This window comes from Xanthomonas sp. SHU 199, assembly GCF_000364665.1.
Lineage (GTDB): Bacteria > Pseudomonadota > Gammaproteobacteria > Xanthomonadales > Xanthomonadaceae > Xanthomonas_A > Xanthomonas_A sontii.
Window position 1 is genome coordinate 1 of record NZ_AQOI01000018.1, and the last position, 17,214, is coordinate 17,214.

At 64.7% G+C, this 17,214-nt stretch carries 14 protein-coding genes; 12 read left to right on the plus strand and 2 right to left on the minus strand.

Annotated features, from left to right (window positions below; translation table 11 throughout):
• Positions 1-241 (minus strand): hypothetical protein (locus D183_RS27865; RefSeq protein ID WP_232757172.1); only part of this gene is annotated, 241 nt, incomplete at its 3' end.
• Positions 242-261: 20 nt separating this feature from the next.
• Between D183_RS27865 and D183_RS0100950 the strand changes: the two genes are divergently transcribed.
• The 8 genes from D183_RS0100950 (at position 262) to D183_RS27160 (ending at position 13,076) form a co-directional block, all read left to right on the plus strand.
• The gene (locus D183_RS0100950) at positions 262-2,181 is read left to right on the plus strand and encodes a beta-galactosidase (protein ID WP_026144079.1); all 1,920 of its coding nucleotides are present in this window, start codon (positions 262-264) and stop codon (positions 2,179-2,181) included.
• The gene (locus tag D183_RS0100955) at positions 2,178-3,554 is read left to right on the plus strand and encodes an APC family permease (RefSeq protein WP_017907327.1); all 1,377 of its coding nucleotides are present in this window, start codon (positions 2,178-2,180) and stop codon (positions 3,552-3,554) included. The genes D183_RS0100950 and D183_RS0100955 overlap by 4 nt, the downstream gene beginning before the upstream one ends.
• Positions 3,551-4,486, plus strand: coding sequence for a carbohydrate kinase family protein (locus tag D183_RS0100960; protein ID WP_017907328.1), 936 nt, complete (start codon positions 3,551-3,553; stop codon positions 4,484-4,486). The genes D183_RS0100955 and D183_RS0100960 overlap by 4 nt, the downstream gene beginning before the upstream one ends.
• On the plus strand, positions 4,461-5,903 hold the full coding sequence (locus D183_RS0100965; RefSeq protein WP_017907329.1) for a 6-phospho-beta-glucosidase: 1,443 nt from the start codon (positions 4,461-4,463) through the stop codon (positions 5,901-5,903). The genes D183_RS0100960 and D183_RS0100965 overlap by 26 nt, the downstream gene beginning before the upstream one ends.
• A 170-nt stretch (positions 5,904-6,073) precedes the next feature.
• Complete coding sequence (locus D183_RS0100970) at positions 6,074-7,516, plus strand: glycoside hydrolase family 125 protein (RefSeq protein WP_017907330.1); 1,443 nt, start codon at positions 6,074-6,076, stop codon at positions 7,514-7,516.
• A gap of 130 nt (positions 7,517-7,646) precedes the next feature.
• Positions 7,647-9,989 carry a GH92 family glycosyl hydrolase gene (locus tag D183_RS0100975; RefSeq protein WP_017907331.1) on the plus strand — a complete coding sequence of 781 codons (2,343 nt, stop codon included), beginning with the start codon at positions 7,647-7,649 and terminating at the stop codon, positions 9,987-9,989.
• Between the two features lie 134 nt (positions 9,990-10,123).
• Positions 10,124-11,974 carry a glycoside hydrolase family 35 protein gene (locus tag D183_RS0100980; protein ID WP_017907332.1) on the plus strand — a complete coding sequence of 617 codons (1,851 nt, stop codon included), beginning with the start codon at positions 10,124-10,126 and terminating at the stop codon, positions 11,972-11,974.
• Positions 11,975-12,293: 319 nt separating this feature from the next.
• Positions 12,294-13,076, plus strand: coding sequence for a hypothetical protein (locus D183_RS27160; RefSeq protein WP_157835129.1), 783 nt, complete (start codon positions 12,294-12,296; stop codon positions 13,074-13,076).
• A 676-nt stretch (positions 13,077-13,752) separates the two neighbouring features.
• On the opposite strand, the gene D183_RS26105 is transcribed toward D183_RS27160, so the two are convergent.
• Positions 13,753-14,283 (minus strand): transposase, encoded by a 531-nt coding sequence (locus D183_RS26105; protein WP_232757173.1) that lies wholly within the window; start codon positions 14,281-14,283, stop codon positions 13,753-13,755.
• 12 nt (positions 14,284-14,295) lie between these two features.
• Here D183_RS26105 and D183_RS27870 point away from each other — a divergent pair, with 12 nt between their 5' ends.
• The 4 genes from D183_RS27870 to D183_RS0100990 all read left to right on the plus strand — a co-directional run bounded on the left by D183_RS27870 (position 14,296) and on the right by D183_RS0100990 (position 17,118).
• Positions 14,296-14,550 carry a hypothetical protein gene (locus D183_RS27870; protein ID WP_232757174.1) on the plus strand — a complete coding sequence of 85 codons (255 nt, stop codon included), beginning with the start codon at positions 14,296-14,298 and terminating at the stop codon, positions 14,548-14,550.
• Between the two features lie 121 nt (positions 14,551-14,671).
• Positions 14,672-15,226, plus strand: coding sequence for a restriction endonuclease (locus tag D183_RS26110; RefSeq protein WP_081613226.1), 555 nt, complete (start codon positions 14,672-14,674; stop codon positions 15,224-15,226).
• Between the two features lie 164 nt (positions 15,227-15,390).
• Positions 15,391-16,230 (plus strand): AbiJ-NTD4 domain-containing protein, encoded by an 840-nt coding sequence (locus D183_RS27165; protein ID WP_157835130.1) that lies wholly within the window; start codon positions 15,391-15,393, stop codon positions 16,228-16,230.
• 357 nt (positions 16,231-16,587) lie between these two features.
• On the plus strand, positions 16,588-17,118 hold the full coding sequence (locus D183_RS0100990) for a hypothetical protein (protein ID WP_017907334.1): 531 nt from the start codon (positions 16,588-16,590) through the stop codon (positions 17,116-17,118).
• The last annotated feature ends 96 nt before the right edge of the window (positions 17,119-17,214 follow it).

The following is a 17,214-nucleotide window of genomic DNA, read 5'->3' on the forward strand; positions in this document are numbered from 1 at the left end:
TGCAAAGAAAAGTAACCAAAAGAAAGCACACCCCGCCTTCGCGCCCGCTGCGCGGGTCCGCTCCGCTAGCGGGATTTTCGGACGGGGCATCCTGCCCCGGCCGAAAACGGCGCACATCCTTGTGCGCCGCCCCCCTGCGGGGGGTTTTACCCGCCAGCTCCGCCGCTGCGGAGGGGACCCGGGAAGAGCAAAAGCTGAAGAGCAACAGCAACAACCAAGGCAACTGCAACTGCAACTGCAACGATCCTCCTGGAGCGCGCATTGAAACGCCGCGCATTCTGTCGGTTCGGTTTGCTGGCGCCGTTGGGCTTGGCGGCGATGCCGATGCTGCGCGCGGCGGCGCCGGCATCAGCGCCGGTGCCGGACGGGCGGCCGCACACATTCGGTTTCGCCCAGGGCCGCTTCACGCTGGACGGGCAACCCTGGCAGATCCGCAGTGGAGAACTGCATCCGCTGCGGATCGCGAAGGCGGATTGGTTGCATCGGATTCGCATGGCCAAGGCGATGGGGCTGAATACCATCGCGCTGTACCTGATGTGGAATGCGCTGGAAACGGCGCCGGGGCAGTTCGATCTGGACAGCGGCGAACGCGATTTCGTCGGATTCATCCGGCTGTGCCAGCAGGAAGGGTTGTGGGTGTATCTGCGCCCGGGTCCGTATGTGTGCGCGGAGTGGACGCTGGGCGGGTTGCCGCCGTATCTGCTGCGCGAGGCGAACATCCGTCTGCGCGATCGCCACGATGCGCGCTACATGGCGGCGGTGGAGCGCTACATCGGGGCGATCGCGCCGCGCATCGCGCCGTTGATGGCCAGTGCCGGTGGGCCGGTGCTGATGCTGCAGATCGAGAACGAATACTCGATGCACGGCAGCGACGTCGGCTATCTGCAGGCGCTGGCCGCGCTGTGGCGGGGGCATGGGGTCGACGGGCCGTTCTCGCTGGCCGAAGGGCTCAAGGATCTGCGGCGGCGCCAGGCGATGCTGCCCGGCGCCGCGCTAGGCCTCGATGGTCCCGATCTGCACGATCTGCAGGCGGCCACGGCCTTAGCCGGGCAGGCGCCGGTGTGGGTGTCCGAGGGCTACCCCGGCTGGCTCACGCACTGGGGCGAGCCGAAGTTCGCGCGTCGCGACTATGCGCCGCTACTGCGCCGCATCGCCGCCGCCGGCTATTCGTTCAATCTGTACGTAGTGCACGGTGGCACCAATTTCGGTCTCAGTGCCGGGGCCAATGCCGAGGACGACGGTTCGCAGTTCCAGCCGGCGCTGACCAGCTACGACTATGGCGCGCCGATCGACGAGGCCGGCCGTGCGACGCCGACCTATTTCACGCTGCGCAAGATCATCGCCGCGCAGGCAGATGCGCCACCGCCCCCGCTACCGGCCGCACCGCGCCGCGCGAAGTTCGCTGCGGTGCAGGCCACGCCCGTGGCCGCGCTGTGGGACAACCTCGGCCCCGCGCTGCAGACCGACACTCCGATCGACAACCAGCGCCTGCTCGGCCAGGACCAGGGCCTGGTGCTGTATCGGCAGCGGATCGGTGCGGGCCGGACGCTGCACCTGGGACAGGTCCACGACTACGCGGTGGTGCATCTGGACGGGCGCGAACTGGACCACGTGTCGCGGGTGCGGCATCCGCGCCTGCACAGCGCGCTGCAGTTGCGCCTGCCCGATGCAGCGCAGGACACGCGCGATCTGGAGGTGCTGGTCGACAGCTTCGGCCACATCAACTTTGGCCCGGCGCTGGGCGATCGCAAGGGCCTGCTCGGTCCGGTGCGGCTCGATGGCCAGGACCTGCACAGTTGGGAGGTGCGCGGGCTAGCGCTGGACATGGATCCGACGCCGTCGCTGCGCCCACTGCAGGCACCGCCGCAGCGCCCGGGCCTGTTCTTCGCCACCGAGTTCACTATCGACCAGCCCGGCGACGTGCACCTGGACATGCGCGACTGGCGCAAGGGCTATCTGTGGGTCAACGGGCGCCTGCTCGGCCGCTACTGGGACATCGGCCCGCAGCAGTGCCTGTACTGCCCCGGCGCCTGGCTGCGCGCCGGTGCCAACCAGGTGCTGATCCTCGATCTGCATCGCCTGCAACCGGGCCTGGTGCGGTGCGCCGACGGTCTCGTCCCCACCCCTGCCACGCAGCCCGTCGCATCCCTTCCCTCCCCGCAGGATCGCGCATGCACATGACATCGCTCGCCGCACCCGTCGCGTCCTCCCCGTCCGCCGCGGACCAGGACGCGCCGCCGCGCACGCTGGGGTTCTGGAGCGCGCTGTCGGCCAACCTGCTCAACATGATCGGGATCGGCCCGTTCATCACCATCCCGCTGGCGCTGTCGGCGCTGGCCGGGCCGGCGGTGCTGCTGGGCTGGGTGGTCGGCGCGCTGCTGTGCCTGTGCGACGGCCTGGTGTGGGCCGAACTGGGTTCGGCGATCCCGCGCTCGGGCGGGCCGTACCACTACCTGCGCGAGGCCTATGGCCGCGATCGCGCCGGGCGCCTGTTCGGTTTCCTTTACCTGTGGCAGACGCTGCTGACCGCGCCGCTGTCGGTGGCGGCGGCGGCAGTCGGCTGCGCGCAGTACCTGGCCTACCTGATGCCCGGGCTGAGCCACACCGCGCTCACCGGCATCGCCATGGCGCTGTGCCTGTTCAACACCGCGCTGCTGTACCGGCAGGTGCGCTCGGTGCAGTTGCTGTCGCTGCTGGTCAGTGCGGTGGTGATCGCCGCCTGCGTGTGGATCGTGCTCAGCGGCGCGCTGCATTTCGACATGGCACTGGCGCGCGAGTTCCTGCAGGCGCGGCCGGCGTCGCCGCACGGCTTCTGGCTGGGCTTCGGCGCGGTGGCGCTGATCGCGGTGTACGACTACGGCGGCTACAACAACGTGTGCATGCTCGGCGGCGAGATCCGCAAGCCGCGCCGTACGATTCCGCGCGCGGTGCTGTGGTCGATCCCGATCGTGGCGGTGCTGTACCTGGGCTTGAACGTGACCCTGCTCGGCGTGCTGCCGTGGCAGCAGGCGGCGCAGTCCAAGGCGGTGGTGGCCGACTTCATGCAGGCCATCTACGGCCCGGTGGGCAGCACCGTGGCGGTGGCGCTGATCGTGCTCGCCAGTTGGGGCTCGGCGCTGGTGGTGCTGCTGGGCTACTCGCGGGTGCCGTATGCCGCGGCCGCGTCCGGCCAGTTCTTCGGCGTGTTCGCGCGGCTGCATCCGCGCGGGCGCTTCCCCACCGTGTCGCTGCTGTTCGTCGGCATCACCTCGGCACTGGCCTGCCCGCTGTCGCTGGACGACCTGATCGCCACGCTGATGATCATCCAGATCCTGTTCCAGTTCCTGGCGCAATGCCTGGCGGTGGTGCTGCTGCGGCGGCAGCCGCGGCGCCGCGCGCGCTTCGCCATGCCGCTGTATCCGTGGCCGCTGCTGATCAGCGTCTGCGGCTGGCTGGCGCTGCTGGCCACCAGCCCGCTGCCGCGGCTGCTGGCGGCGGTGCTGGCGCTGTGCGCGGGCACCGCGCTCTATCTCATCCAGGCCAAACGCGAGGCAGCATGGCCCTTCCAGCAATGAAAACCCATGACGTCGCGGTGGTCGGCGAGGTCTATCTCGACCACATCTTCAGCGGCTTCACCGCCTGGCCCGGGCCGGGCGAGGAAGCGATGGCGCGGCACTACCATCGCGACCTCGGTGGCGGCACCGTCAACACCGCCTGCGGGCTGGCGCGGCTCGGACGCAAGGTCACGCTGATCGGCGCGATCGGCGCCGGCGACCGCGACTGGTTCGCGCAGCGCCTGGGCGCGTTCGGCGTCGGCACCGAAGGCCTGGTCGACCACCCCGCCGGCACCGGCGTCACCGCCAGCGTGTCGCTGCACGACGACCGCTCGTTCTTCACCTACCACGGCGCCAACGCCGAGCTGGAACCGCTGTTGGGCAGCGCGGCCGCACTGGAGGCCATGTGCGCCGCGCGCCATGTGCACTTCGCCCTGCCGCTGCCGGCGACGCTGGCGCGCACGTTGCTACCGGCGTTGCGCGCGGCCGGCTGCAGCACCTCGCTGGACGTGGGCTTCAACCCGGCCTGGCTGGCCGATCCGGACAACCACGCCACCTGCCGCGCGGTCGATCACTTCCTGCCCAACCAGAAAGAGGCCGCGCTGGCCGGTTGCAACGGCGACGATGCCGCGTCCTGCGCCGCCTGGGCTCAGGCGCTGGGGCTGGCGCAGGTGACGATCAAGCTCGGTGGCGCCGGCGCCTGCGTGGTGGATGCGGCCGGCGCACGATTGGTTGCCGCGCCCGTCGTCGCCGTGCAGGACACCACCGGCGCCGGCGACGCCTTCGATGCCGGCTTCATCGACGCGCTGCTGGACCACCTTTCCCTCGACGCCTGCGCGCAGCGCGGCTGCCTGTGCGGCGCCGCCTGCTGCACCGCGCTCGGCGCGCTCGACGGCCTTCCCGATCCCCCACGTCTCAGGAGTCTCCATGAGCAGTTCCTTTCCCAACCGTAAGCTCGCCCTGATCGGCGGCGGCGGCGTGCGTGCGCCGCTGGTGGTGTACGGCGTCAACGATGCCGCCGAAGCGCTCGGTGCGCGCGAGATCGTGCTCTACGATCCCGACCAGGAGCGGCTGGCGCTGATGGTCGCGCTGGGCCGCGCGGTGGTCGCCGAGTTCGGCGGCGATCTGCAGGTCAACGCGGCCAGTTCGGCGGAAGCGGCGATCGACGGCGCGCACTTCGTGCTCAACAGCATCCGCATCGGCGGCATCCACCAGCGCGCCACCGACGAGCACACCATCATCCGCCACGGCTACGCCGGGCAGGAGACCACCGGCCCCGGCGGTGTCGCCAAGGCGCTGCGCACGGTGCCGGTGGCGATCGAGCAGGCGCGCATGGTGGAGCGGCTCAGCCCCGACGCCTGGCTGGTCAGCTTCACCAACCCGGCCGGGCTGATTACCCAGGCCATCAGCCGCCACACCCGCGCGCGCGTGGTCGGCATCTGCGACACGCCGGTGGAGCTGTTCCACAACATCGCCCGCGCGCTCGGCGAGCCGCTCGCGGACGTGGACTGCGAGTACGTCGGCCTCAACCACCTGGGCTGGATCCGCGCGGTGCGCGTGCGCGGCGAGGACGTGCTCGACCGCATCCTGGCCGACGACGCGATCCTGCGCCAGCTGTACCTGGCGCCGCTGTTCGACTTCGACATGCTGCGCACGCTGCGGCTGATCCCCACCGAGTACCTGTACTTCTACTACGAGCGTAGTCGCGCCTTGGAGAACCAGCGCGCCAGCGGCGCCAGCCGCGGCAGCGAGATCGAACGGCTCAACCACACCCTGATCGCCGACCTGCGCAGCCGCCTCAACGCCGGCGACGGCAGCGGCGCGGTGCAGACCTACGCCGCCTACCTGCAGCAGCGCTCCGGCTCGTACATGCGGCTGGAGGCCGAGGCCGGCTCGGCCTTCGCCGACGACCTCGCGCCGCAGCCGGACCCGTTCCGCGCCAGCACCGGCTACCACCGCATCGCCGTGGATGTGATGAGTTCACTGACCGGCGCGCTGCCGGGGCGGCACGTGGTCAACGTGCGCAACCAGGGCTGCATGCCGGAACTGGCCGACGACGACATCGTCGAGATCTCCTCCACCATCGAGCGCGACCGCATCACCCCGCTGCCGGCGCGGCCGATGCCCGAGGCGATCCAGGGCCTGGTGCGCACGGTCAAGGCCTACGAGCACGCCGCCATCGACGCCGCGCTCAGCGGCAGCCACCTGGACGCCTGCAAGGCGATGCTGATCCACCCGGCCATCGGCGAGTGGAGCCCGTCGCGGCGGCTGCTGGAGGCCTTGTTCGGCCATGCCGGCAACGGCGACGACGACGGCGAGTGCGTGTGCTCGGGGCCGATGCACTGGCACGGCGCGCATCACCACCACTGAGCCGGCCGGTTGTGCGGTCGCAGGATGCATCGGACGGCCACACGTTGTAAGGTCGTCGTAAATTGGTCCGTCATAGGTACCATCAACCTGCCCTCCCGGCCGCGGCCGGCGCCTCCCCGGTGCCGGCCCGTGCCGGGAGCGTTCGTCGATTCCACGGAGCGTTCCAGGCCATGCCCACCCGCCGCGACATCCTCCACTTCCTCGGCGCCAGCGCCGGCGCCGCGCTGCTGAGCGGGGCGATGCCGGCCGCCGCCGCGGCCTCGGCCTCCACCGCGCTGCTCAGCAAGCGGCCGCCGCCGGGCAAGCGCCGCTTCGTCAGCGCCGCGGTCGAGCGCCAGTTGCACACGGTCAAGGCCGGCATCGCCGATCCGCGCCTGGCCTGGCTGTTCGAGAACTGCTACCCCAACACCCTCGACACCACCGTCGAGACCGGCACCCGCAACGGCAAGCCGGACACCTTCGTCATCACCGGCGACATCGAGGCGATGTGGCTGCGCGACTCCTCCGCGCAGGTGCATCCCTACGTGCCGCTGGCCAAGCGCGACCCGGCGCTGCGGCGCATGTTCCATGGGCTGATCCAGCGCCAGGCCGCCTGCATCCGACTGGATCCCTACGCCAACGCGTTCCTGCCCGACGGCACCAGCCAGCGCCTGAAGTGGTCGGTGGCCGACATCACCGAGATGAAGCCCGGCGTCGGCGAGCGCAAATGGGAAGTGGATTCGCTGTGCTACCCAATCCGCCTGGCGCACGAGTACTGGCGCGCCAGCGGCGATACCGCGCCGTTCGACGACGACTGGCGCGACGCCATGCACGTGGTGGTGCGCACCTTCCGCGAGCAGCAGCGCCTGCACGGCCGTGGGCCGTACAGTTTTCAGCGGCCCTCGCCGCTGGCGACCGAAACCCTGGTGCTGGATGGCTACGGGCAGCCGACCCGGCCCAACGGCATGATCCACTCGATGTTCCGCCCGTCCGACGACGCCTGCCTGTACCCGCTGTTCGTCCCCGCCAACCTGTTCGCGGTGACCTCGCTGCGGCAACTGGCGACGATGAGCGAGGCGCTGCATCACGACGCCGCCTTCGCCGGCGAGTGCCGCGCCCTGGCCGACGAGGTCGAGACGGCCACCCGAAAGTTCGGGCAGATGCGCGACGCCGACGGTCAGCCGTTCTGGGCCTACGAGGTGGACGGCTACGGCAACCAGTTGTTCATCGACGACGCCAACGCGCCCGGCCTGCTGAGCCTGGCCTACCTGGGCTGCTGCGATCGCCGCGATCCCGTGTTCCTGCGCACCCGGCAACTGGCCTGGAGCGAGCGCAACCCGTACTTCTATCGCGGCCGCGCCGCCGACGGCGTGGGCAGCCCGCACAGCGGCCTGGGCACGATCTGGCCGATGTCGCTGATGCAGTACGCCCTGGCCAGCGACGACGACGCGCAGATCCGCCAGTGCCTGCAGTGGCTCAAGACCACCGACGCCGGCAGCGGCTTCATGCACGAAGCCTTCGACAAGGACAACCCGAGCACCTTCACCCGCGACTGGTTCGCCTGGGCCAACACCTTGTTCGGCGAGCTGATCATCGATCTGCATCAGCGCAAGCCGCAGTTGCTGAAGGCCTGACGCGATCACTGCATCTGTGGGAGGGACTTCAGTCCCGACGGGCCTGACCGACAACGCGTCGGGACGGAAGTGCCTCCCACAACAGCAAACACACCCCCACCGCACCGCCGCACACCCCGAGGACAGCACCATGGCCACACGACGCGGTTTCCTGCAGGGCGCCATCGCCCTGGCCCTGTTCGGCAGCAGCGGCATCGCGCGCCTGGCGCAGGCACGCGCCGGCAGCTACGCGCTGCCGGCCGATGCGCGCGCCAAGGCCGAGCTCACCCGCAACGTCGACGTGTTCATCGGCACCGGCGGCCACGGCCATACCTTCCCCGGCGCCACGCTGCCGTTCGGCATGGTGCAACTGAGCCCGGACACCTACAACGCCGACTGGGACGCCTGCTCCGGCTACCACGCCGACGACAGCTCGATCATGGGCTTCTCGCACACCCACCTGTCCGGCACCGGCATCGGCGACATGCTCGATTTCCTGGTGGTGCCGGCCACCGGCCCGGTGAAGCTGCAGCCCGGCACGCGCGAGCACCCCGAGACAGGCTACCGCTCGCGCTTCGACCACGCCGACGAAGCCGCCTCGCCCGGCTACTACCGCGTGCGCCTGAAGGACAGCGGCGTGCATGCCGAGCTCACCGCCACCGCACGCGCCGGCCTGCACCGCTACCACTTCCCCAAGGGCGAGCCGGCGCACCTGCTGCTGGACCTGTGCCACGGCATGCAGGACAAGCCGGAGATCCCCGCCCGCGTCGAAGACGCGAGCCTGCGCCTGGTCGACACGCAGACCGTCACTGGCGGCCGCCGCGTCTACCAGTGGGCCAAGGGCCGCTACATCTACTTCGCCATGCGCCTGTCGCGGCCGTTCGCCAGCGCGCAACTGTATGCCGACGACCAGCCGCTGGCCGCGAGCGCGCGCAGCGCCGACGGCAACCGGCTGAAACTGGCCCTGCACTACCCCGATGCCGCCGACGCGCCGCTGCTGGTCAAGGTCGGCATCTCCGCGGTCAGCGCCGAGAACGCCCTGGCCAACCTCGACGCGGAACTTCCCGACTTCGACTTCGCCCGCGTGCACGCCGCCGCCGTCGCCGAATGGGAGAAGGAACTGGGCCGGGTGCGCATCGACAGCGACGACGAGGCGCAGCGCCGCATCTTCTACACCGCGCTGTACCACAGCCTGATCGCGCCGACTCTGTTCAGCGACACCGACGGCCGCTACCGCGGCATGGACCTGCAGGTGCACCAGGCGCCGGCCGGCTACCACAACTACAGCACCTACTCGCTGTGGGACACCTACCGCGCCCTGCATCCCTTGCTGACCCTGGTGCAGCCCGAGCGCGTGCCCGACCTGGTGCAGTGCCTGGTGCGCGGTGCCCACGAATGCCCGCAGGGCGTCGCCATCTGGCCACTGCAGGGCGTGGAGACCGACTGCATGATCGGCTACCACTCCGCCGTGGTGCTGGCCGAGGCGCATGCCAAGGGCTTCACCGGCATCGACTGGAAAGCCGCCTACCCGGCCTGGCGCAAGCGCGCGATGGACGACGACGTGCACGGCCTGGCGCTGTACCGGACGATGGGCTATATCCCCTGCGACAAGGTCGACGAATCGGTCAGCCGCACCCTGGAATTCGCCTACGACGACTGGGCGGTGGCGCACCTGGCTCAGGCGGTCGGCGCCGACGACGATGCCAAGCACCTGCGCGAACGCTCGCGCCAGTACCGCAACGTGTTCAACCGCGAGAGTAACTTCGTGCAGCCGCGCCTGAGCGACGGCCAGTGGGCCACCCCGTTCGATCCGCGTGCGATGGGCCACAGCGCGCAGTGGCGCGACTTCACCGAGTCCAACGCCTGGCAGGCCACCTTCCTCAACCAGCACGACCTGTACGGCTACATGGACCTGTTCGGCGGCCGCGACCACTTCGTCGCCAAGCTCGACGAACTGTTCACCACCAGCTCCGAACTGCCGGCGGACGCACCGCCGGACATCGACGGCATGGTCGGCCAGTACGCGCACGGCAACGAACCCAGCCACCACGTCGCCTACCTCTACGCCTACGCCGGGCAGCCGTACAAGACCCAGGCGATGGTGCGGCGGCTGCTGCGCGAGCAGTACCACGACGCGCGCAACGGCCTGTCCGGCAACGAGGACTGCGGGCAGATGAGCGCCTGGTTCGTGCTCAGCGCACTGGGCCTGTACGCGGTGGACCCGGTCAGCGCCAACTACGTGCTGGGCAGCCCGCTGTTCAAGCGCGCCGAACTGGACGTGGGCAACGGCCGCACCCTGCGCATCGTCGCCCACGGCAACAGCGCGACCAACGTCTACATCCAGAGTGCCCGCTGGAACGGCAAGCCCTACACCCGCAGCTGGCTGCGTCATGCCGACCTCGCTGCGGGCGGCACGCTGGAACTGGAGATGGGGTCCAAGCCCAACACCGCGTTCGGTGCGGGCAAGGACGATCTGCCGCCATCGTTTAGCTGACGGCCGGGAATCGGGATTGGGGAATCGGGATTGGTGGTTCCCCACATCCGCGCCTGTGCGTGACCCGATGCACGACGGCGCGCGCTCCGGTCGTCCTACTGTCGCACTCGCATCGCTTTTTTCGAGAATCCCCCATGCCGCGTAAGACCCTCGCCGCTCTCGCCCTCGCCCTGGCGTTCGCCCTGCCCGCCACCCACGTGCGCGCGGCCGACAGCGGCACCGCCTGGCCCATCTTCGCCACCCAGGGCGATCACTTCATCCGCGACGGCAAGCCGTACCAGGTCATCTCCGGCGCCATCCACTTCCAGCGCATCCCCCGCGCCTACTGGAAGGACCGCCTGCAGAAAGCGCGCGCGATGGGCCTGAACACGGTGGAGACCTACGTGTTCTGGAACCTGGTGGAACCGCGGCCGGGCCAGTTCGACTTCAGCGGCAACAACGACATCGCCGCCTTCGTCGACGAAGCCGCCGCGCAAGGCCTCAACGTGATCCTGCGGCCCGGCCCCTACGTGTGCGCCGAGTGGGAAGCCGGCGGCTACCCGGCGTGGCTGTTCGCCGAGCCCGGCATGCGCGTGCGCAGCCAGGACCCGCGCTTCCTCGCCGCCAGCCAGGCCTACCTGGACGCCCTCGCCGCCCAGGTCAAACCGCGGCTCAACGGCAACGGCGGCCCGATCGTCGCCGTGCAGGTGGAGAACGAATACGGCTCCTACGGCGACGACCACGCCTACATGCGTCGCAACCGCGCCATGTTCGTCCAGGCCGGCTTCGACAAGGCCCTGCTGTTCACCGCCGACGGCCCCGACGTGCTCGCCAACGGCACCCTGCCCGACACCCTGGCCGTGGTGAACTTCGCCCCCGGCGACGCCAAGAACGCCTTCGAGACCCTGGCCAAGTTCCGCCCCGGGCAACCGCAGATGGTCGGCGAATACTGGGCCGGCTGGTTCGACCAATGGGGCGAGAAGCACGCGTCCACCGATGCCGCCAAGCAGGCCAGCGAATTCGAATGGATCCTGCGCCAGGGCCACTCCGCCAACCTCTACATGTTCGTCGGCGGCACCAGTTTCGGCTTCATGAATGGCGCCAACTTCCAGAAGAACCCCAGCGACCACTACGCCCCGCAGACCACCAGCTACGACTACGACGCCGTGCTCGACGAAGCCGGCCGCCCCACCCCCAAGTTCACCCTGTTCCGCGACGCCATCCAGCGCGTCACCGGCATCGCCCCGCCCGCGCTGCCCAAGCCGATCCGCTTCACCGAATTGCCGACCACGCCGCTGCGCGAATCCGCCTCGCTGTGGGACAACCTGCCCGCTCCGGCCGCCACCACCGACACCCCGCAGCCGATGGAGCGCTACGGCCAGGCCTACGGCTACATCCTCTACCGCACCACCGTCACCGGCCAGCGCAAGGGCAGCCTGTACCTGGGCGACGTGCGCGACTACGCACGCGTCTACGTCGACCGGAAGCTGGCCGGCAGCGCCGAGCGCCGCCTGCAGCAAGTGGCGGTGGACGTGGACATCCCCGCCGGCTCCCACACCCTCGACGTGCTGGTGGAGAACACCGGCCGCATCAACTACGGCGCCCACCTGCCCGACGGCCACGCCGGCCTGGTCGACCCCGTGCTGCTCGACGGCAAGCAACTCACCGGCTGGCAGACCTTCCCCCTGCCGATGGACGACCCAAGCAAGCTCACCGGCTGGACCACCGCCAAGGTCGATGGCCCCGCCTTCCACCGCGGCACGGTGAAGATCGGTACGCCTGCCGATACGTTCCTGGACATGCAGGCCTTCGGCAAAGGCTTCGCCTGGGCAAATGGGCACAACCTGGGCAGGCACTGGAAGATTGGGCCGCAGCGGGCGTTGTATTTTCCGGCGCCTTGGCAGCGCAAAGGCGGCAATAGCGTGATTGTGTTTGATCTGGATAGTGCGGTGGATGCCAGCGTGCGCGGGGTTAAAGCGCAGGTTTGGAGTGCGCCCGGTAACTGAGTTACTCGCGGAGCGCGTCGTCCGGTAAATCCGGATGGCGCGGGGTCAAACAACTTGTCTACAAATTAAGGCCGCCGGCGGTTCGCCGAGCGGCCTTTAACTTGTGACGTACGTCAACAAGTGGTAGCGTTGGTCCGGTGCGGGAACGCACTGGGAATGGCCTAGGGTTAGACGCAAGGATTATGCGACAGCGAGAATGGCGAAAGATCGATTTTTGGATGCGTACTGCCCCGAAAGGTAGCAGCATGTCCTCGCTATACACCTGCTTTACACTCCATTTTGCCGCCGAATAGTAGTTTAGCCATCAGGGGAAGCCTGCATGCCTTACGTCGTTGGGGAAAGCGTTCACGTTCCCGCTTCCAAGCTAGGAGTTGGCGACGAGTATCCATTCTCGATGGCTTCAACGAAGGTGCGTGAAGTTACAGACCGATCCGTCAAGGTTGACTTACGTGACGGAAGCCTATCGGAGGATATTTCTCTCTCCGTAGTACGAAAGAAGCTCGGCATCTTAATCATTGAGATCGGCGACTATAAGACAGAAGAAACGCTGTTAGCGCCTCTTAAAAAGTCAATCTTGCAGTTTACTCGACTCCTTCTTAGTGACGACTATATCAAGAACTACACTATCAGGACGCCGGGAGAGCTCAAACATATTTGGACTGCTCTGCACGCAGTAACAAGCCATCTTATTTTGATAGGGCATGGCGATTCGCAGTCACTATTGTTTGGAGAGGACACTACCGTCAAAGCCGGCGATCTGATTCAGATCCTCAGCACTGAGAATGGGATTGGTGAGGCAAAGCAGGTCATTTCGCTTTGCTGCAAAACAGGCAGTAAAACATTCGGTGGATCCGTCTCTGGTAACCCGAACATCGAGTCATTCATAGGCCCAGTGGGCTCGGTTCATGGAGCAACTGCGTCACAGTTCTGCCAGTCGTATCTCACTTACCTTTTCCTGCAAGGCTACAGATCGAGTACTGCATATGAGTATGCTAAGGCAGCTAATCCCGGAACTTCCGACTTCGTCTTCTGGAGAAAGACTCAAGCCTTTGCATCCAAGTCAGGCACTCTTCGTATTGCTAGAGAACAGCCTAATGGCTAACAATTCATTCAAGCCGAACCCGCTTCGCAGGTAGGCTTAACTCTGGCGTTAGACCGGCTAGGAGAGATCAGGGTACATGGAGGTCAAGGATCAGCGACTCAAGGAAATTTGGCAGAGGGCAAACCCTCCTGTCATCTTTCGCCGTGGAGGCTCTAATCCACTTCTTGTTCGACTGCCGTACGCACCAAACAATTACTCTTGGCTGAGGGGCGAGAAGCGCCACAAGCCAAAGTGGAATGATCGTTATAGGTGCTGGGAGACACCAGTTGTCTGGTATGACTGGCTTGCGCGCCGACTTCTACAACACTATTCCGCAGTCTATCTAATCCAGCTTTATCGGGAGCAGCAGAAATGCGCTCCGGCTTGTTGGGACGCGAAAGGCCTGCACTGCGAGTGTTCTTGCATGGGGGAAAATCATGGGAGCGGACACCCAGGGGGCAAATGGAGAGAAGTAGCTGAGACTTTCGCGTTTGAATGGGGTCCTCGCAAGTACGCTTGCAGACTTCTGGTTCCGGCCAGCGCTAACTAGACCAGCCTAACAATTCACTCAAGCCGACGCCGCTTCGCAACGCGGCTCAGTTCAGGCATTAGGTACCATAAGAAACAGTCAGTAATGCGCTGCATTGAGGGCAAAACAGGGATCAAGGCAAAACAGGGGTCAGAGTGCACTTCCATCTTATTCCACTACCGATCTGACCTTCGGCGGCCGCCCGATTCTTGCAGGGCCGGCTCGACGGCCAAGCTGCCGTTCAATCGCCTTACGGAAACGGTCGTTGCCCAGCGCGTGTTGCCGCTGCAAGTTGAGGCGTATGGTCGCTGTCTCGTCTGGGTCGATCGCATCCAGCACGAAGCGTCGATAGTGGTCTGCGCGCTGGCCGGCCGGGGCAATGGCTAGATAGCTCGCATGGGGTTGTACCAGCGCGTTAGCCTGCCCGAGGCAATTGCAGCAATGGCTCGACCACCAGTAGTCCGCTGGATCAGCAACCATGCCAGCCCGCACCGGATTGCGTTCGACGTAGCGATAACAGCAAAGCAGATAGGCTTCGTCTTGCACTAGACACGACTTGTAGCGACCTTCCCACAATGTGCCGGTGCGATGGCATTGCGTGCTGATGTAGCGCACGTATCGGCCACCAAGCGACTGCATCAGCGTCGGTGTCGTACCGAGCTGTTGGCTGGTAAGCAACAAATGCATATGATTGGTCATCAATACTTAAGCATGCACGGCAATGCCGAGCTTGAGTGCCAGTTCGTGCAGATCCTGCAAGTAGCGTATACGATCAACATTGGCGAAGAAGCATGGTTGCTGATCATTGCCCCGCTGCACGATATGCTGAGCGACGTATGGAAGATCCAAACGGGGACGACGTGGCATGTGCGATCCTTCCCGCTGAGGTGGGATCAGCTTCTTGCGTTCGAACAACCCTTCCCATCGGGCGACGTCCAGACCCTGGGTAGGGAAAGCACACTCTGACCCTGGTTTTCTACTAGCTAAAGATCGAATTTGGAATGTGTAATGATCCGAAAAGTAGAGGCATCCGCGCACAACTCATCTTCTTTATGCACAATTATTCTTTGAATAACAGCCAGGTCTCATGACGAATTTTAAGCGCGCATCCGACATTACACCAGAAGAGTACGAGCTTCAGGTAAAGATGTGGCTTGAATCTGTAGGACATGAGCTTGACTCATTTTCGACAGCTCATCGCGAGCTGCTGTGCGGCACTGATGGCGACTATGAGATTGATGTTGTAGTACGCTTCAAAGCGCTCGGAGGAGTTCAGTTCAAGACGCTCGTGGAGTGTAAAAAACACAAGAATCCTATCAAGAGGGAGCTAGTTCAAGCTCTGCACCAGAAGCAACAGTCTCTTGGCGCAAACAAAGCAATTCTAGTTAGCACATCCGCCTTTCAAGATGGCGCAGTCGAGTTTGCGCAGGCGCATGGTATCGCGCTGGTGAGGCTCATTAGCGGGGTTGCTATGTACATACAGGGGAACAAAAGCAACGACGCTCCAGTTCCACACATCCCTGCTGAAGCCGATTCTTATGCTGGGCTTTTTTACTCTCCAGAGGAAGGCCTTATCCCGGAAGGCTTTAATAGCCACCTGAATATGGCGCTGGAGCGTTACCTTCGCGGGCCCGCCCCCTAACCAAAGATGGGGTCAGGTTGACTTGCTAAGCGAATCGGACTCGTTACAGATCCAAGCCAGCGCTTCGCAGGCATCAGGTCCGCATACAGCAACCATACAATCAAAATAAAACTAACACTGCTTCGTGTCACGCCTCAAGTAGACGTCAGACAATAAAGGAAATCATGTCCTTCTCTGAGCGAATGGGCTTAAAGCCAGTAAAGAGTCTCATCCAGACGGATGATATGGATGTACCGCTACGAAACGCGCTATGGGACGCGCTACATTTGTGCATATGGTCTCACTTCAAAAATCATCTCGAATACAACCAAGTAGAAAGATCCAATCTTCAAACACTTATATATCAACTCTGGCACAGATTCTTTAATGAACCAATAGACCATTCACCCGCATACATTCATGACGCAATCAGACATATAAGGCAATTTCATTTTAAATCAAAATGGAATGAATGCTATGACCTACTTGAATTCATCATTACATATGCGCCAGATCAAATGGCCGACTCTCTTGGAAAATTTGCCAACAGAGTTCTGGAAGAACACTTATCTGGCTATCGCATAATTGACGGATGCGTCACGCCAGTTACAGCTCCTGCGGAGATTGAGAGCATCGAGCATGCCCTGACAAATCGCGACTTGAATGCCGGCGCTGTAAGGCACTTCAAAGCAGCCCTACAAATGCTATCGGATCGCACTGCACCGGATCACCGCAACTCCATCAAAGAATCCATTAGTGCCGTAGAGTCTTTGTGTAAAGAATTGACCGGCAACCCAAACGCAACTCTTGGGCAAGCACTGAAGCCATTAGAGGAAAATGGAAAAATTCATCCAGCCCTTAGATCAGCACTTGCCAAACTGTACGGATACACATCCGATTCAGGTGGCATCAGGCATGCGATGCTCGACGAGCCATCGCTCAAATTCGCGGACTCGAAGTTCATGTTAGTGACTTGCACGGCGTTCGCAAACTATTTAATAGAAAAATCAAAAACACAGATGTAACATTAAAAAACAGGGGTCAGAACGCGCTTTCCTCTTTTACTTCTACTACCGATCTGACCTTCGGCAGCCACCGATTCGTGCAGGATCGGCTCGACGACCAAGCTAGCCTTCAACCGCCTCTCGAAAACGCTCGTTTTCGAGTGCGCGTTGCGCTGCAAATTGAGGCGGATGGCCACCGTCTCGGCCGGGTCGATTGTATCCAGCACGAAGCGGCGATAGTGGTCTGCGCGCTGGCCGGTCGGCGACAGCAGGGTTCAGGCTGGACTTCACTCTGTAAACTTGTCGACAGCCCGGCCATTCACGTGACCGAGCTAGCGCCGCCGCCCTAACGCACCACACTCGCATCGCAGCCACCGCATGATCGCGCTCTTGCTTCCCCTGTTGGTGCTCGCCGCCCTCGGCTTCGTCCTCAGCCTCATCGTCCACGTGATGGCGCTTGCCGGGCATGTGCCGCCAGGTGGAGAGGCTGTCTTCGCCATGCACTTCGGCGTCTTCGTCGTCTGGTTGCCGACCGTGCTGCTTTCCCTGCGGCTCAACCACACCCTGAAATCCCGCCATAGCTGGAAGCGCTCGCTGGCGGGATCTCCACGCTGGATGCGCTACGCCACCTACGGCCTGTTCGCCTACGCCGTCGTGAACTTCTTGATCGTCGCCCACCTGACGGGCGACCAACCGAAAGTGCAAGGCGTGACACCCACCCTGCTGCGCGGATTCTCCGGGCACTGGATGTTCTTCTATGGCATGGCTTTCTCGATGCTGTACTCCCTCTACCGCAAGCCTTGGCTGCTCAGCGTTGCCAAGTGCCCGTCGGGCCACCACGTGGACCACGCGGATCGTTTCTGCTCGTCCTGCGGCGCTGCGCTTCCGCAGCGCGATGCAGGGGTCTGATTGCGCGCCCGGGCCAGCAGCCTCCACGCGATGACACCAGGGCATCGCGGGCTGTCGCGCGCCTGATGTCGCCAGCCCCTAGACTTCCACCAGCAA

Excerpts from the sequence above, each read along its gene's own strand:
- D183_RS0100955 (WP_017907327.1), top strand. The coding sequence starts at position 2,178 with ATGACATCGCTCGCCGCACCCGTCGCGTCCTCCCCGTCCGCCGCGGAC.
- D183_RS0100960 (WP_017907328.1), top strand. The coding sequence starts at position 3,551 with ATGAAAACCCATGACGTCGCGGTGGTCGGCGAGGTCTATCTCGACCAC.
- D183_RS0100965 (WP_017907329.1), top strand. The coding sequence starts at position 4,461 with ATGAGCAGTTCCTTTCCCAACCGTAAGCTCGCCCTGATCGGCGGCGGC.
- D183_RS0100970 (WP_017907330.1), top strand. The coding sequence starts at position 6,074 with ATGCCCACCCGCCGCGACATCCTCCACTTCCTCGGCGCCAGCGCCGGC.
- D183_RS0100975 (WP_017907331.1), top strand. The coding sequence starts at position 7,647 with ATGGCCACACGACGCGGTTTCCTGCAGGGCGCCATCGCCCTGGCCCTG.
- D183_RS0100980 (WP_017907332.1), top strand. The coding sequence starts at position 10,124 with ATGCCGCGTAAGACCCTCGCCGCTCTCGCCCTCGCCCTGGCGTTCGCC.
- D183_RS27160 (WP_157835129.1), top strand. The coding sequence starts at position 12,294 with ATGCCTTACGTCGTTGGGGAAAGCGTTCACGTTCCCGCTTCCAAGCTA.
- D183_RS26105 (WP_232757173.1), bottom strand. The coding sequence starts at position 14,283 with ATGACCAATCATATGCATTTGTTGCTTACCAGCCAACAGCTCGGTACG.
- D183_RS27870 (WP_232757174.1), top strand. The coding sequence starts at position 14,296 with ATGCACGGCAATGCCGAGCTTGAGTGCCAGTTCGTGCAGATCCTGCAA.
- D183_RS26110 (WP_081613226.1), top strand. The coding sequence starts at position 14,672 with ATGACGAATTTTAAGCGCGCATCCGACATTACACCAGAAGAGTACGAG.
- D183_RS27165 (WP_157835130.1), top strand. The coding sequence starts at position 15,391 with ATGTCCTTCTCTGAGCGAATGGGCTTAAAGCCAGTAAAGAGTCTCATC.
- D183_RS0100990 (WP_017907334.1), top strand. The coding sequence starts at position 16,588 with ATGATCGCGCTCTTGCTTCCCCTGTTGGTGCTCGCCGCCCTCGGCTTC.